This window comes from Mycobacterium sp. NGS56 (genome assembly GCF_059812425.1).
Genome location: NZ_JCALCQ010000009.1, coordinates 59,019 through 74,531 on the forward strand (window position 1 = coordinate 59,019; position 15,513 = coordinate 74,531).

Below are 15,513 nucleotides of genomic sequence, written 5' to 3' on the forward strand. Positions count from 1 at the left end.
GACTAGCTGCGGATGCCTTCCATCGACATCGACCGCGATGCCGCGCATCGCGCCGCGCAGGACGAGCTCAACAAAGCGATCTATTCGAAGGGCTCGCCCGCGGATCGCCTCATCGACTGGATTCACGATCTGATTTACCGGCTGTTGCAGAAGATTTCTCTGGTTCCAGGTGGATGGCTCACGGCGACAGTACTTTTCACCCTGCTCGCGATCGCAGTGATTGTCGGCATCTACATTCTGCGGCGCACGATGCGCACCCGCCGCGGCGGTGACCACTCGCTGTTCGAAGCCGCCCAACTGACCGCCGCCCAGCATCGCGCGACCGCCGAAGGCTTCGCAGCCGAGGGCGATTGGGCTGCGGCGATTCGTCACCGGTTGCGCACCGTCGCCCGTCAGCTGGAGGAGACCGGGGTGCTGACACCGACCCCGGGCCGGACGGCCAACGAGCTGGCCCGCGATGCGGGTGCCACGTTGCCCCACCTGGTCAGTGAATTGGCGCAAGCGGCAACGGCTTTCAACGACGTCACCTACGGTGAACAACCCGGAACCCAGGACGCCTACCAATTGATCACCGACCTGGACGACCACCTGCGGTCGCGCTGGCAGGGCGGTCCGCTGGAGCCCAGCCGGCCCGCAGCAACCGAGTCATGGGCGCAGGTGCGGTGATGGCGACGATCACCGGTGCCCGTCCCGAAGCCGCGCCACGGCGTTGGCGCTTCTGGCGTTGGGTGCTCGTCACGCTGCTGGTGCTCGCCGTCATCGCCGGCGTCGATGCATATCTGAACGCACCGCGACCCGGCGCCCGCATGGACCCCGCGTCGACCAGCTCCGACGGAGCGCACGCGCTGGTCGAGTTGCTGCGCGGCGCCGGAGTCGACGTGGTCGTGGCCAAAAACATCGCCGACGTCGAACATGCGGCACGTCCGGACGCGCTTATCCTGGTGGCTCAGAGTCAATACCTCACCGACACGCTTCTAGACCGGCTGGACAACGTCCATTCGGACCTGCTGTTGGTGGAACCCACGGCACGGACCCGAGACGCGCTGCTGCCCGGCGTGCGGGTGTCCAGGGTCACCGGTTTTGACCTCGACCCCAATTGCACACTGCGCGAGGCTGTTCGGTCCGGCCCGGTCCGGTTCGGGGTGAGCAACACCTACGAGTCCGAAGACGGTCGCACGATGACGAGCTGCTATGACGGCGCGTTGATCCGCTTCCGCAACGACGGTCGCACCATCACAGCCGTCGGCAGCACCGACTTCATGACCAACGCAAGCCTGCTGCAAGCGGGAAACGCCGCGCTGGCGATGAACCTCGCGGGTGCCCGGCCCAGGCTAATCTGGTACGCACCCCACGAGGTGGAGGGTGAATCCTCGCCCAAGGCAACGCTCTTCCAGCTTCTTCCGCCCAAGTTGTTCTGGCTCGTCGGACAACTGGCGCTGGTGGTGCTGCTGGTCGCCATGTGGAAGGGCCGCCGGCCCGGACCCCTGGTGGCCGAGGAGCTGCCGGTGGTGGTGCGCGCGTCGGAGACCGTGGAGGGCCGCGGCCGGCTGTACCGGTCCCGACGGGCACGCGATCGCGCGGCCGCCGCACTGCGCACCGCCACCCTGGCGCGGCTGCTGCCGCGGCTCGGCCTGGGTGCGGGCGCTTCGCCTGCGGCCGTGGTGGCCACCGCGGCCGGGCGCATCGGAGCCGATCCGGCGTTCGTCTCCTACCATCTGTTCGGTCCGCCGCCGACGACCGACAACGACCTGTTACAACTTGCCCGTGCGCTCGACGAAATCGAAAGGCAGGTCGCACACCCGTGACACAACCCACTACCGCCCAGTCCCCCACCGCCGAATCGGCGCGCGAGGCGCTGCTGGCGTTGCGCGGCGAACTCGCCAAGGCTGTCGTCGGACAGGAAGGCGTGGTCAGCGGCCTGGTGATCGCGCTGCTGTGCCGCGGCCACGTGCTGTTGGAAGGCGTTCCGGGAGTGGCGAAGACGCTACTGGTCCGCGCGCTGTCCGCGGCGCTGCAGTTGGAGTTCAAGCGCGTGCAGTTCACGCCCGACCTGATGCCCGGCGACGTGACCGGTTCGCTGGTGTACGACGCACGCACCGCCGCGTTCGTCTTCCGGCCCGGTCCGGTGTTCACCAACCTGCTGCTGGCCGACGAGATCAACCGCACCCCGCCCAAGACGCAGGCCGCTCTGCTCGAGGCGATGGAAGAACGTCAGGTCAGCGTCGAGGGCGAACCGCAGCCGCTGCCCGACCCCTTCATCGTGGCCGCGACCCAGAACCCGGTCGAATACGAGGGCACCTACCAGTTGCCCGAGGCCCAGTTGGACCGCTTTTTGCTCAAGCTGAATGTGGCGCTCCCGCCCCGAGACGCCGAAATCGCCATCCTGCACCGGCACGCGCACGGCTTCGACCCGCGCGACCTATCGGCGATCAAGCCGGTGGCCGGACCCGCCGACCTCGCGGCCGGTCGCGACGCCGTGCGAAACGTGCTGGTTGCCGACGAGGTGCTGGGCTACATCGTGGACATCGTCGGAGCCACCCGCTCCTCCCCCGCGCTGCAGCTCGGTGTGTCGCCCCGCGGGGCAACCGCCCTGCTGGCCACGGCCCGCTCCTGGTCCTGGCTGTCCGGGCGCAACTATGTCACTCCCGACGACGTGAAGGCCATGGCCCGCCCGACGCTGCGCCACCGGGTGATGTTGCGGCCCGAGGCCGAGCTCGAAGGGGCCACACCAGACGGTGTGCTCGACGGGATTCTGGCGTCGGTTCCGGTGCCCCGCTAGTGGTCCTGACCGGACGAACCGGGCTGGTCGCACTTATCTGCGTCCTGCCTATCGCGCTGTCGCCTTGGCCGGCAACGACTTTCGTTGTCCTGCTGGTAGCGCTGGCGGCCATGGTGATCCTCGACGTGCTACTGGCGGCCGGCACCGCCAAATTGCGGTACGCGCGTTCGCCGGACCGCTCGGCCCGGCTGGGACAGCAGGTCAAGTGCGGGCTGTCGATCCACAACGAGGGCCCGCGCCGGTTCCGCGGCCAGATCCGCGACGCCTGGCCGCCCAGCGCCCAGGCGCGCCCGCGCATCCATCCCATCGACATCCCCGCCGGGCACGACCAGCACGTCCAGACGCAGCTTCGACCGGTTCGCCGCGGCGACCAGCGAGCGACGGTGGTGACCGCCCGATCGATCGGCCCGCTGGGGCTGGCGGGGCGGCAGGGCTCACGACCGGTGCCGGGGCAGCTGCGGGTGCTGCCGCCGTTCCTGGCCCGCAAACACCTGCCGTCGCGGCTCGCCAAGCTGCGAGAGATCGACGGCATGCTGCCCACGCTGGTGCGCGGTCAGGGAACCGAATTCGACTCGCTGCGAGAGTATGTCGTCGGCGACGACGTGCGCTCGATCGACTGGCGCGCCACCGCGCGACGCGCCGATGTGGTGGTGCGCACCTGGCGGCCCGAACGCGACCGGCGGGTGGTGATCGTGCTGGACACGGGCCGCACGGCCGCGGGGCGGGTCGGCGTCGATCCGACCGCGTCCGATCCCGCGGGCTGGCCGCGGCTGGATTGGTCGATGGACGCCGCGCTGTTGTTGGCGGCGCTGGCGTCGCGGGCCGGGGACCATGTCGACTTCCTCGCCCACGACCGGGTGAGTCGTGCCGGCGTGTTCGGCGCCTCGCGCACCGAACTGCTCGCCCAGCTGGTCAACGCGATGGCTCCACTGCAGCCGACGTTAGTCGAATCGGATTGGCGCGCAATGGTTTCCACGATCGCACTGCGCGCTCGCCGGCGGTCCCTGGTGGTGCTGCTGACCGATCTCAATGCGGCCGCCCTCGACGAGGGGCTGTTACCCGTGTTGCCGCAGCTGTCGGCCAAGCATCACCTGCTGCTGGCCGCCGTCGCCGACCCGCGCGTCGATCAGATGGCGGCGGGACGTTCGGATGCCGCGGCGGTGTACGACGCGGCGGCCGCCGAACGCTCCCGTAATGACCGCGTTGCGATCGCCACGCGGCTGCGCCGCAGCGGCGTGGAAGTCGTCGACGCGGCGCCCGCCGAACTGGCACCCGCGCTCGCCGATCACTATCTGGCGATGAAGGCGACCGGGCGTCTGTAGAACGCCGGGCCGCGTCAGCCGTCGGCGACGGCCGCTCAGCGAGTCGGCACGAAGTCCGGCGCCTCTTCCATATCACCGCTTTCGCCGGCCTTCACCCCGCGGCGGCCGAAGTAGACGATGTAGGACAAGAACGCCACCTCGGCGATGACACCGATGCCGACCCGTACGAAGGTCGGTAGCGGGGACGGCGTCACCAGCGCTTCGATCAACCCCGAGACCAGGAGCACCGCAACCAGACCCACGGCGACCGAGACGACGGCGCGACCCTGTTCGGCCAGCACCTGGCCGCGGGGCCGGTCTCCAGGCGAGATCACTGACCAACCCAGACGCATTCCCGTTGCGCCCGAAAGGAATACCGCCGTGAGTTCCAGCAGCCCATGCGGGGCAAGCAGGCCCAGCAACAGGGCACCCTTCCCGGCCGAAAACATCAGGCCCGCAGTGACCCCCAGGTTGGCGGCATTTTCCAGCAGCACCAGGGGGATCGGCAGGCCCAGCACCACCGACAGTGCGATGCATTTAGCCGAAACCAACGAGTTGTTCACCCAGATCTGCAGCGCGAACGCCGCGGCGGGATGTTCGCTGTAGTACGCCTCGACGTCGTGGTTCACCAATTGCTCTATGTCAGTGGGTGTTCCGATCAGCGACTGCACGTCCGGGTTTTTGGCCACCCACAGCGCGATGATCACGACTACCGAAAAGAACGCCGCAGCCGTGGCCAGCCACCACCGCCAGGTGCGGTAGGCAACCACCGGGAAAGACAATGTCCAGAACCTCCTGAACGCTCTGCTCAGTGGTGCATGGGCACCGGTCACCGCGGAACGGGCCCGCGCGACCAGGCTCGAGAGCCGACCGATCAACACCGAATCCGACGACGCCGAGCGCAGCATGGACAGATGGGTGGAGACCCGCTGGTAGAGGTCGACGAGTTCGTCGATCTCAGCGCCGGACAGCGACCGGCGCCGCCCGATCAATCGGTCTAGGCGGTCCCAGGTAGGGCGATGGGCCAGCACGAATGCATCGACATCCACCCTCGGCAGCCTAATCGCACCGCGGGCACGGCAAAGCGTGCCTGGGCCACCTGTACCGTTCGAAGTTATGTCGGAGGTGGTGACCGGGGACGCTGTGGTGCTCGATGTGCAGATAGCCCAGCTGCCGGTGCGGACATTGAGCGCGCTGATCGATATCGCGATCATGTTCATCGGCTACCTGCTCGGGCTGATGTTGTGGGCAGCCACCCTGACTCAATTCGATAAGGCACTGTCGAGCGCGATCCTGCTGATCTTTTTGGTACTGGTGATCGTGGGCTATCCCTTGATACTCGAAACAGCAACGCGGGGACGCTCGGTGGGCAAGATCGCGATGGGCCTGCGGGTCGTGTCCGACGACGGTGGCCCGGAACGCTTCCGTCAGGCGTTGTTTCGCGCCCTGGCGTCGTTGGTGGAGATCTGGATGCTGTTCGGGAGCCCCGCCGTCATCTGCAGCATCTTGTCCCCCAAGGCCAAACGGATTGGCGATATTTTCGCCGGCACGGTGGTGGTCAACGAACGCGGACCGCGACTGGGCCCCCCGCCGATGATGCCGCCCTCATTGGCGTGGTGGGCATCGTCGCTGCAGCTGTCGGGGCTGTCCGCAGGTCAGGTCGAGGTTGCCCGCCAATTCCTGTCCAGGGCACCGCAGCTCGACCGTCAGCTGCGCCTGCAGATGGGGTACCGGATCGCCGGCGACGTGGTGGCCCGCATCGCGCCGCCGCCACCGCCCGGCGCTCCGCCGGAACTCGTGCTGGCCGCGGTCCTCGCCGAGCGGCATCGCCGCGAACTGGCCCGGCTGCGGCCGGTCATGCCCACGGCCGGGCAACCGCCGATGGAACCGGCGCCGTGGCCACCGCCCGCCACCACGTACCACGGCCCGTCGGCCTGGCCCAGTCCACCGCCGGGCGTACCGCAACCGCCACCGCCAGCCATGGGATGGCCGGAACCGCAACCCGGTCGGTCCCGCGCGGGAGAAGAGGCCGATCCGCCCGACGGCTTCTCGCTGCCGAGCTAGACGGTATGGGGGCTGACTCGGGGCCGAAGGACTACATATCAGCTGTACTGCTAGCCGGCCACACTTGCCGCCATGAGTAGGACGTCGACGACCAGCAGCGCCCATCCGCACAGCGGAACCGCGATACCGCCGCGGCGTTTGGCGGTGAAAAACGAGATGATGATGACAACGACGGCGACTGCGGGCGCGCCGTAGAACGCGACGCCGAAGTTGATCCCGCCGTGGCCCAGGTTGGGACAGTTGCGATCGCTGCAGCCGTCGGTGCTCATTACGGCACCGAGCGCGAACAGCATCACCAGTGCGGCGGCGGGCAGTGTCGCCAGCGCCAGCCCCCAGTTGATCCACAGCCAGGTGTTGCGAGTCCGGGCACCATCGGGTCGCCAAGACGCGCCCGCGCCGCCGCCATCCACCTTCAGGTTGTTGTCGGGATCCATCCCGGTAGTTTCTACCCGCCGTTTGGCCCACGCAAACCGCCCTACCCGACGGATCGCGGGCCCCATCGGCTCGGGTTACCGCAGGTCAGACAGCCCCGCGCAATCTACTCGATGCCTTTCGTTGCATCACGTTAGTTTGCGATATATCGTGATGTTTCGTAACGCGCTACCGATGCGCGACTCACCGACGTAAGGACGGAAAAATGAGCAACCCATTCATTCCGGCCGGCGCACCTTTCGGCGGCCGGCCCGGCTTCGGATTCGGTTTCGGCTCGGGCCCGATTGACCGGCGCGCTTTGCACGAGGCACGGCGCCAAGCCCGGCGGGACTTCCGCGAGCATCTGCGCGATCATGCCGGCGGCCACGACGGGCCGCTCGGCTTTGGACCGCCGTTCGGCCCCGGCTTCGGGCCCGGCTTCGGCTTCGGGCCCGGTGGCCGGCGCGGCGGATGGCGCCGCGGTGGGCCGGGGCGCGGCAAACGCGGCGACGTGCGAGCGGCCATCCTGAAGCTGCTCGTCGAGCAGCCGATGCACGGCTACGAAATGATCCAGCAGATCGCCGAGCGCAGTAACGGGCTGTGGAAGCCGAGCCCCGGTTCGGTGTATCCGACGCTGCAGTTGCTCGACGACGAGGGCCTGATCACCGCCAGCGAAACCGAAGGCAGCAAGAAGCTTTTCGAGCTGACCGAGCAGGGCCGCGCCGCGGCCGACAAGATCGAGACCCCGCCGTGGGACGAGATCACCGAAGGCGCCGACCCCGGTCACATGAATCTGCGGGCCGCCGTGGGGCAATTGTTCGGCGCGGTCGCGCAGTCCGCCCACACCGCTTCCGCCGAGCAGCAGCAGCGCATCGTCGACATCCTCAACAATGCGCGGCGCGAAATCTACGGCATCCTCGGCGAAGACTGAGCGCCCGCAGCGGGCCCTGGGTCAGGTGATGTCACGTGACGTCGACCCAATTTAGGGTCCGCTGTACGGCTTTTCGCCAGCCCGCGTATCCCGTGGCGCGTTGGTCGCCGTTCCACTCCGGCGTCCAACGCTTGCCCTCTTGCCAGTTGGCACGCAGGTCTGCCGGATCGGCCCAGAACCCCACCGCCAGACCGGCCGCGTAGGCGGCGCCGAGTGCGGTCGTCTCGGCGACAACCGGCCTGACCACGTCCACCCCCAGCACGTCGGCCTGAATCTGCATGCACAGGTCATTACCGGTGATGCCGCCGTCGACCTTCAAGACCTCAAGGCGCACACCGGAATCCGCCGCCATGGCGTCCACCACGTCGCGGCTCTGGTAGCAGATCGCCTCCAGCGTCGCGCGCGCCAGATGCGCGTTCGTATTGAACCGCGAGAGCCCGACGATGGCGCCGCGCGCATCGGATCTCCAGTAGGGCGCAAACAATCCGGAAAACGCGGGGACGAAATAGACTCCACCGTTGTCGTCGACCTGGCGTGCCAACGATTCGCTTTGCGCGGCACCGCTGATGATGCCCAGCTGATCGCGCAGCCACTGCACGGCCGCACCGGTCACCGCGATCGAACCCTCGAGCGCGTACACGGGTTTGGCGTCAGCGAACTGGTAGCACACGGTGGTAAGCAACCCGTTGTCCGACCGCACGATCGTCTCGCCGGTGTTGAGCAGCAGGAAATTCCCGGTGCCGTAGGTGTTTTTGGCTTCCCCCTGCGACAGACACACCTGGCCCACCATCGCCGCGTGCTGATCGCCAAGCATCCCGGTGATCGATACCTCGCCGCCGGCCGGCCCCGTTTCCGAGGTCACGCCGTAGGGCTGCGGCGACGACGACGGCCCGATCGTCGGCAGCATCGCACGGGGAATGGAGAAGAGTGACAGCAGCTCGTCATCCCAATCCAGGGTCTCCAGGTTCATCAACATGGTCCGGCTGGCGTTGGTCACGTCAGTGGTGTGTACGCCGCCCCGCGGCCCCCCGGTCAGGTTCCACAAAACCCACGTGTCGGGAGTACCGAACAACGCGTCGCCGCTTTCGGCGGCCGCACGCACCCCGTCGACGTTCTCCAGGATCCATTGCAGCTTGGCCCCGGAGAAGTAGGTGGCCGGAGGCAGGCCGGCCTTGCCGCGGATGACGTCACCGCGACCGTCGCGGTCCAGCGCCGACGCGATCCGGTCGGTGCGGGTGTCCTGCCAGACGATCGCGTTGTAGTAGGGGCGCCCCGTCTTACGGTTCCACACCAGCGTCGTCTCGCGTTGATTCGTAATGCCCAGCGCGGCGATGTTTTTCGAACTCAGATTGGCCCGGTTCATTACCGATGTCAGCACCGAGGAGGTGCGCTCCCAGACCTCGACCGGGTCGTGCTCCACCCAGCCGGCCCGGGGCAGGATCTGTTCGTGCTCGAGTTGATGGCGGGCCACTTCGGCACCATCGTGATCGAAGATCATGCAGCGGGTGCTGGTGGTCCCCTGGTCGATGGCTGCGACGAATTCGGCGAACTCGGCCAACTGGTCTCCTCCACCCGTAAGTCGGAACACTTAACGTCAAAGTCCATCATGGTCTACCCGCGGCGACGGCCGGGACCGGGACTGCGACTCGCGGGAGCTTGCGTTACGGGCGGTAACCCTGTTGCATCTGCGTTGTGGGCGAAGAGGTCAAGCGCACCACGTACGACAGCGCGCAACGGCGGGAATACCGGCGCAAGGTACAGCTGTGCCTGGACGCGTTGGAGACGATGCTCGCCCGGTCATGCTTTGATTCCGAGCAGCCGCTGACCGGCATGGAGATCGAATGCAACCTCGTCGATGCCGACTACCAGCCGGCCATGTCTAATCGCCACGTGCTCGACGCCATCGGCGATCCGGCGTATCAAACCGAATTGGGGGCCTACAACATCGAATTCAACGTTCCGCCGCACGCGCTGCCCGGACACACCGCGCTGGATCTCGAGGCCGAGGTGCGGGCCAGCCTGAACGACGCCGAGAAGAAGGCCAGCGCCGCGGGCGGCGCCCACATCGTCATGATCGGCATCCTGCCCACGCTGATGTCCGAACACCTCGACCACGGGTGGATGAGCGAGTCGACGCGATACGCCGCACTCAACGACTCGATCTTCACCGCCCGCGGCGAAGACATTCCCATCGACATTTCCGGCCCCGAACCGCTGAGTTGGCACACCGCCACGATCGCGCCCGAATCCGCCTGTACCAGCATGCAATTGCATCTGCAATTAGCGCCGGAGATTTTCGCGGCCAACTGGAATGCGGCCCAGATCGTGGCCGGCCCGCAATTGGCGCTGGGCGCCAACTCGCCGTTCTTCTTCGGCCACCTGCTGTGGGCCGAGACGCGTATCGAGCTGTTCACCCAGTCCACCGACACCAGGCCCGAGGAACTGAAAACCCAAGGCGTGCGCCCGCGGGTATGGTTCGGCGAGCAGTGGATCAACTCGGTCCTCGATCTCTACCAGGAGAACATCCGCTACTTCCCGTCCCTGCTGCCGGAGGTGTCCGACGAGGACCCGGTCGCCGAGCTCGCCGCCGGGCGCATCCCGCAGCTTTCCGAACTGCGCCTGCACAGCGGGACCGTCTACCGGTGGAACCGTCCGGTGTACGACGTGGTCGACGATCGCCCCCATCTGCGCCTGGAGAACCGGGTGCTGCCGGCCGGGCCGACCGTCGTCGACATGCTGGCGAATTCGGCCTTCTTCTACGGCGCGCTGCGCGGTCTGTCCGAATCGGAGCACCCGCTGTGGGAGAACATGGAATTCGGTGCGGCAGAAGCCAATTTCTTGGCGGCGGCCCGCCACGGCATCGATGCACGGCAGCGCTGGCCCGGGATGGGCGAGGTGAGCGCACGCGAATTGGTGCTCGACACGCTGCTGCCGATCGCCGACGAAGGCTTGCAGCGCTGGGGCGTCGACGCCGAGGTGCGCAACCGGTTCCTCGGGGTCATCGAGGGCCGGGCCCGGGCCGGACGCAACGGCGCCAGCTGGCAGATGTCCACCGTGCGGGCACTGCAGGACGGCGGCCTGAGCAGGCCCGCGGCGCTGGCAGAGATGCTGCACCGATACTGCGACCACATGCACGCCAACGAACCGGTCCACACCTGGGAGTAGCTTGAAAACCATGTCTGATGAAGTGATGGACTGGGACAGTGCGTATCGCGAGCAGGCCCACTTCGAGGGTCCACCGCCGTGGAATATCGGAGAGCCGCAACCCGAACTGGCGGCGCTGGTCGCGGCCGGCAAATTCCGCAGCGACGTGCTGGACGCCGGATGCGGCTTCGCCGAGCTGTCGCTGACACTGGCCGACCAGGGCTACACCGTCGTCGGTGTCGACCTGACACCGACGGCCATCGCGGCGGCGACCAAGTCCGCCCGGGAGCGCGGCCTGACCACGGCCAGTTTCGTCCAGGCAGACATCACGTCGTTCTCCGGCCACGACGGACGGTTCTCCACCGTCGTGGACAGCACCTTGTTCCACTCGCTTCCTGTCGAGGGCCGCGATGGCTATCTGAAGTCGGTACACCGTGCGGCCGCTCCGGGCGCCAGCTTCTTCGTCCTGGTGTTCGCCAAGGGCGCTTTTCCGGCCGAGATGCAACCCAAACCCAACGAGGTCGACGAGGACGAGTTGCGCGCCGCGGTGGGCAAGTACTGGGAGATCGATGAGATTCGCCCTTCGTACATCCTGTCGAACGTCGTCAAAATCCCCGATGCGCCTTTCGAATTCCCACCGCACGACCTCGACGAGAAGGGCCGGATGAAGATGCCGGCCTACTTGTTGACCGCGCACAAAACCGGTTAGCCGGCCGCGGTCGCCGCGGTGGCGGCGATGAGCGCCTCGGCGAACGTCTCCAAATCGTCGGCCGTGGTATCCACGTGAGGCGAGATCCGCAGCACCGGTTCCGTCATCTCCAGGGGCGCCCTCTGCACCCCCGCGAATGTGGTCAGGATCCGCCGCTCGGCCAGCAGCCAGGCCCGCACCGCCCGCGGGTCGGCGCCGTCGGCCGGGGCCAAAGTGGTGATGGCACTGGGCTCGTCGACCTCTTCGATCACCGTCCAGCCCGCCACATCGGCCAGAACCGTGCGGCTCAGGCTGCCCAGCTCAGCCAGTCGTGCGCACACCGTCTGTGGGCCGTAGGCCAGATGCTCGCCCAGTGCCAGCGAAAACCCAACGCGCGCAGCGACATTGGCCTCGCCGAATTCCAGCTGTTCGGCGACTGTTGGCGAACCGTCTTTCCTGGCCCAGTCCGGCACCGCCAGCCTTGGGTGCAGCGATTTCAACAGCTCGCGGCGTATGCCGAGCATCCCGACACCGCGCGGCCCGGCGATCCACTTGCGCGACGAGGAATAGGTCGCGTCGGCGCCCACCGCGCAGTCCACCTGGCCAAGCGCCTGCGCCGCGTCGACGACAAGCGGCAGCCCCAATTCCCGGCAGAGCCGGGCGATCATTGAAACCGGCTGCACCACACCGCAATGGCTACCCACCGCGGTCAGGTGCACCAGGTCCGGCGGATCGGTCTGTAACGCCAGCGCCGCGTCGTCGAGCGCGACCCGGCCGTCTTCCATAGTCGGCAGCAGCCGTCGTTCAAATCCGTGCGCTGCCAGCAGTGCCAAGTTGGGCCCGTACTCGCCGGGCAGGCAAGCTACCGTTCGGCGCTCCGCGGGCCAGCCACCCAACAACAGATCCAGAGCGTTCAGCGAGCCCGTGGTGAAAACCATTTCGGCATCCGACATTCCGGTCAGCGCGGCGAACGCGACACGCCCGGCATCGAGCACCGGTGTGGCCGCTTCCGCCGCGACATAGCCGCCGACCTCGGACTCGTTGCGGGCGTGCTGCGCGGCCGCCTCGATCACTGCCAGGCTCTGGCGCGAACAGGCCGCGTTGTCCAGGTGTAGCCCGGCCATCGGCGGGCGGACTGACCGCCATCGGCGGGCCAGCGCGTTGCCGTCGGTCACTTCACGGCCAACGACAACCCGAAGTCGCCCGCCTCGTCGGTCCACCACCGGATACGGCGCAGCCCCGCGGCAGCCAATTCGTCAGTCACCTTGTCGGGATGGAACTTGCACGACACCTCGGTGAGCATTTCCTCGCCGGCATCGAAGTCGACGGTCAGTTCGAGCGCGCCGACCCGCACTTGCTGGCGACGGTCGGACCGCAGCCACATCTCGATGCGATCTTCCGCCGCGTTCCACCGGGCCACGTGCCGGTAGGCTGCGACGTCGAAGTCGGCGTCGAGTTCCCGGTTCACCACCGCGAGCACATTGCGATTGAACGCAGCCGTCACCCCCGCGGCGTCGTCGTAGGCACGCACGAGTCGCTCGGTGTCCTTGACCAGGTCCGTGCCCAGCAACAAACTGTCGCCGGGCCGCATCTGAGCGGACAGTGCGGCAAGGAAATCCGCACGCGGTCCAGGTGTGAGATTGCCAATGGTCGACCCCAAGAACACGAAGAGCCGTCGCCCGCCTTCGGGGATCTCGGTCAGATGCTCTTCGAAATCGCCGCAGACGGCCCTGATCTCGACCCCCTGGTAGTCCCGTTGGATGGCCGCGGCCGAGGTCGACAGGATGCTGGCGTCGACGTCGAACGGAACAAACCTGCGCAGCGAATCCCGCGCGCGCAGCGCGTCGAGCAACAGCCGCGTCTTCTCCGACGTGCCGCTGCCCAATTCCACCAGGGTGTCGGCCTCGCTGGCCGATGCGACTTCGGTCGCGCGGGCGCGCAAGATCTCAGCTTCGGCCCGCGTCGGATAGTACTCAGGCAACCGGGTGATCTGGTCGAACAGATCACTACCCACCGAATCGTAGAACCATTTGGGCGGCAATGTCTTTGGTGTCTTCTGCAGGCCATCCAGCACGTCGCGGCGCAACGCGTGGTACGCCGAGTCGGCGGCCAGGTGGTTCGACAGCGACAGTGTCATCAGGATCCTCTCGACTGGTCCAGCGGCGTCAGCGTGACACCTTGCGCGGTGACTTCGACGAGGTGGCGGTCCGGCACGTCTTCCCAGTCCGAGTCGTTGTCATACGGTTCGCTGGCCAGCACCACGCCGTCCGGACGGCGCAGGACGGACAGCGTGTCGCCCCAGGCCGTCGCCAGCATGCGAGAGCCGTTGGCCGCCAATATGTTCAGCCGAGCACCCGGGTCGGCCGAAGCTATCTCGACGATGGTGTCCCCCAGCGCGTCGAGGCCGCGGTCGAAGATGACGGCCGCCAGTATCGCACTGTCACAGACGGATTCGGCCTGCGACGTCATCGGCAGCACGGCTCGATCGACGATGCCGTTGTGCGACAACAACCAACGCCCATCGGTGAACGGCGCGGTCGCGCTGACCTCGATCGGCATGCCGACGGTGGCCGAGCGGACGGCGGCCACCACGCAGTGGCTGCGCAAGGCGGGCGCGATGGAATCGAACGACACATCGCCCCACAGCGGCGCCTGACTGCGCCAGCGCCGTGGCACCCCGGCCTCCGGGGAGCCCTGCGATGGGGTGTCGAAAAACCCGACGCCCCAACCGTCGGCGTTGAGCAGGCAGTGCTTTTGGCGGCGGGGTGCGTAGGACTGCACGCGCAGCCCGAACGGCGGGTCGAGTACCAGAGAGGAAACCGTGACGCCGGTGCCCAGCCAGCCCAGGTGCCGGCACATCAGGCCGGATCCCCGGCGTCGGAGACGTCCCATGCCAACCGGACGCCGGAGAAGATCTGGCGACGGTAGGGGTGATCCCAGTTGCGGAAACTCGGCCGCATGATGCTTTCCGCCACGGCCCACGAGCCGCCGCGCAACACCCGGTAATCACCGTCGAAGAACGGCTGCGAATACCGCTCGTACAGCATTGGGACGAACCCGGGCCAGGGCCGCAGCGGCGAGGCGGTCCACTCCCAGACATCGCCCAGCATCTGCTCGGCCCCGTACGCCGAAGCGCCACCGGGGTAGGCGCCCACCGGCGCCGGCCGCAGCGCCGTGCCGCCCAGGTTGGCCAGCGTGTTGTCCGGTTTGCGGTCTCCCCATGGGTAGCGGCGCCGGGCGTTGGTGACCGGATCCCAGGCGCAGGCCTTCTCCCATTCCATCTCGGTGGGCAACCGGGCACCGGCCCAGGCCGCGTACGCCTGGGCCTCGAAATAGCTGACGTGCTGGACGGGTTCGTCGGCCGCGATGACCCCGACGTGGCCGAACCGGGTGCGGGTGGTGCCATCGGAGCTCCAGAACTGCGGCGCGGTCACGCCCGCGGCCTGGCGGTGCTGCCAGCCACGCTTCGACCACCAGCGCGGCTGGTCGTAGCCGCCGTCGTCGACGAACTGGCGCCATTCGCCGTTGGTGACCGGAACCCGTCCGATGCGGAACGCGGGCAGGTCGACGACGTGGGCCGGACGCTCGTTGTCCAGCGAGGACGGTTCGTCAGCGGCGTCCACACCGAGCACGAACTCGCCGCCGGGCACCAGCACCGACGTGCCGGTCAACCCTGCCCGACCGCGCGGCAGCCCCGGGGCGTCGCGCAAGAGCGGTGCGCCGGTGCGCAAGTTCAAAGCCTGCAGCATCGTCTCGTCGTGCTGGTTTTCGTGGCTGACCACCATCGCGTACACGAAGGCGGCCTCGTCGCCGGCGGGATTGACGGGCAGCACGTCAAGCGCGTCGAGCACCGCGGACCGCACAGTCTGGCAATATGCGCGCGCTCTGTCCGGCGACAGCAGCGGCAGGTCGACCCGGCTGGCGCGGGAATGCACGAAGGCGTCATAGAGCCCGTCGACCGCCGGGGGCAACATCCCGGGCCGCGAACAGTCACCACCCCGCAACAGCCACAACTCCTCCTGCTGACCGATGTGCGCCAGGTCCCACACCAAGGGACTCATCAGCGGGTCGTACTGCCGGCAGAGTTCCGCGTCGTCGAACTCGACCAGGCGCAACGTCCGCGCCCGCGCCCGCGCTAACTCGTTGGCGAGGCCCTCCCGGCATGACGACGGCAAGCGCGGCGCGGCCGGGCGCA

15 protein-coding genes are annotated in these 15,513 nt (G+C 67.7%); 8 read left to right on the plus strand and 7 right to left on the minus strand.

Annotation, left to right across the window (positions count from 1 at the left end; genetic code table 11):
- Positions 1 to 12: 12 nt before the first annotated feature.
- Genes AC5Y4F_RS19575 through AC5Y4F_RS19590 form a run of 4 tightly spaced genes read left to right on the plus strand, consistent with a single transcriptional unit; the run spans position 13 to position 4,101 of the window.
- Positions 13 to 666 carry a DUF4129 domain-containing protein gene (locus AC5Y4F_RS19575; protein WP_067933103.1) on the plus strand — a complete coding sequence of 218 codons (654 nt, stop codon included), beginning with the start codon at positions 13 to 15 and terminating at the stop codon, positions 664 to 666.
- Complete coding sequence (locus AC5Y4F_RS19580) at positions 666 to 1,805, plus strand: DUF4350 domain-containing protein (protein WP_067933152.1); 1,140 nt, start codon at positions 666 to 668, stop codon at positions 1,803 to 1,805. Before AC5Y4F_RS19575 ends, AC5Y4F_RS19580 begins: the two co-directional genes overlap by 1 nt.
- Positions 1,802 to 2,779 (plus strand): AAA family ATPase, encoded by a 978-nt coding sequence (locus tag AC5Y4F_RS19585; RefSeq protein ID WP_067933100.1) that lies wholly within the window; start codon positions 1,802 to 1,804, stop codon positions 2,777 to 2,779. Before AC5Y4F_RS19580 ends, AC5Y4F_RS19585 begins: the two co-directional genes overlap by 4 nt.
- On the plus strand, positions 2,779 to 4,101 hold the full coding sequence (locus AC5Y4F_RS19590; protein ID WP_067933098.1) for a DUF58 domain-containing protein: 1,323 nt from the start codon (positions 2,779 to 2,781) through the stop codon (positions 4,099 to 4,101). The genes AC5Y4F_RS19585 and AC5Y4F_RS19590 overlap by 1 nt, the downstream gene beginning before the upstream one ends.
- A 35-nt stretch (positions 4,102 to 4,136) precedes the next feature.
- On the opposite strand, the gene AC5Y4F_RS19595 is transcribed toward AC5Y4F_RS19590, so the two are convergent.
- A complete protein-coding gene (locus AC5Y4F_RS19595) occupies positions 4,137 to 5,129 on the minus strand; it encodes a stage II sporulation protein M (RefSeq protein ID WP_067933096.1) in 993 nt (330 codons plus the stop codon).
- 67 nt (positions 5,130 to 5,196) lie between these two features.
- Between AC5Y4F_RS19595 and AC5Y4F_RS19600 the strand changes: the two genes are divergently transcribed.
- The gene (locus AC5Y4F_RS19600; protein WP_499997946.1) at positions 5,197 to 6,144 is read left to right on the plus strand and encodes an RDD family protein; all 948 of its coding nucleotides are present in this window, start codon (positions 5,197 to 5,199) and stop codon (positions 6,142 to 6,144) included.
- A gap of 50 nt (positions 6,145 to 6,194) precedes the next feature.
- On the opposite strand, the gene AC5Y4F_RS19605 is transcribed toward AC5Y4F_RS19600, so the two are convergent.
- Complete coding sequence (locus tag AC5Y4F_RS19605) at positions 6,195 to 6,578, minus strand: hypothetical protein (protein WP_067933091.1); 384 nt, start codon at positions 6,576 to 6,578, stop codon at positions 6,195 to 6,197.
- A 203-nt stretch (positions 6,579 to 6,781) separates the two neighbouring features.
- Here AC5Y4F_RS19605 and AC5Y4F_RS19610 point away from each other — a divergent pair, with 203 nt between their 5' ends.
- Positions 6,782 to 7,486 (plus strand): PadR family transcriptional regulator, encoded by a 705-nt coding sequence (locus AC5Y4F_RS19610; protein WP_499997949.1) that lies wholly within the window; start codon positions 6,782 to 6,784, stop codon positions 7,484 to 7,486.
- Positions 7,487 to 7,517: 31 nt separating this feature from the next.
- Here the strand turns inward: AC5Y4F_RS19610 and glpK are convergent, their stop codons facing one another.
- Positions 7,518 to 9,044: a glycerol kinase GlpK gene (gene glpK, locus AC5Y4F_RS19615; RefSeq protein WP_499997951.1), complete on the minus strand. Its 1,527-nt coding sequence runs from the start codon at positions 9,042 to 9,044 to the stop codon at positions 7,518 to 7,520.
- A gap of 134 nt (positions 9,045 to 9,178) precedes the next feature.
- On the opposite strand from glpK, the gene AC5Y4F_RS19620 reads away from it, so the two are divergent.
- Together AC5Y4F_RS19620 and AC5Y4F_RS19625 are read left to right on the plus strand one after the other, a co-directional pair.
- The gene (locus AC5Y4F_RS19620) at positions 9,179 to 10,651 is read left to right on the plus strand and encodes a glutamate-cysteine ligase family protein (RefSeq protein ID WP_499997952.1); all 1,473 of its coding nucleotides are present in this window, start codon (positions 9,179 to 9,181) and stop codon (positions 10,649 to 10,651) included.
- A gap of 10 nt (positions 10,652 to 10,661) precedes the next feature.
- Positions 10,662 to 11,339: a class I SAM-dependent methyltransferase gene (locus AC5Y4F_RS19625; protein WP_499997954.1), complete on the plus strand. Its 678-nt coding sequence runs from the start codon at positions 10,662 to 10,664 to the stop codon at positions 11,337 to 11,339.
- Here the strand turns inward: AC5Y4F_RS19625 and egtE are convergent.
- Genes egtE through egtB form a run of 4 tightly spaced genes read right to left on the minus strand, consistent with a single transcriptional unit; the run spans position 11,336 to position 15,493 of the window.
- Positions 11,336 to 12,442, minus strand: a complete 1,107-nt coding sequence (egtE, locus tag AC5Y4F_RS19630; RefSeq protein ID WP_499998074.1) for an ergothioneine biosynthesis PLP-dependent enzyme EgtE — start codon at positions 12,440 to 12,442, stop codon at positions 11,336 to 11,338. The genes AC5Y4F_RS19625 and egtE overlap by 4 nt on opposite strands.
- Positions 12,443 to 12,489: 47 nt before the next feature.
- Positions 12,490 to 13,455, minus strand: a complete 966-nt coding sequence (egtD, locus tag AC5Y4F_RS19635; protein WP_067933082.1) for an L-histidine N(alpha)-methyltransferase — start codon at positions 13,453 to 13,455, stop codon at positions 12,490 to 12,492.
- On the minus strand, positions 13,455 to 14,177 hold the full coding sequence (egtC, locus tag AC5Y4F_RS19640; RefSeq protein WP_067933080.1) for an ergothioneine biosynthesis protein EgtC: 723 nt from the start codon (positions 14,175 to 14,177) through the stop codon (positions 13,455 to 13,457). Before egtC ends, egtD begins: the two co-directional genes overlap by 1 nt.
- A complete protein-coding gene (gene egtB, locus AC5Y4F_RS19645; protein WP_499998076.1) occupies positions 14,177 to 15,493 on the minus strand; it encodes an ergothioneine biosynthesis protein EgtB in 1,317 nt (438 codons plus the stop codon). The genes egtC and egtB overlap by 1 nt, the downstream gene beginning before the upstream one ends.
- Positions 15,494 to 15,513: the final 20 nt, after the last annotated feature.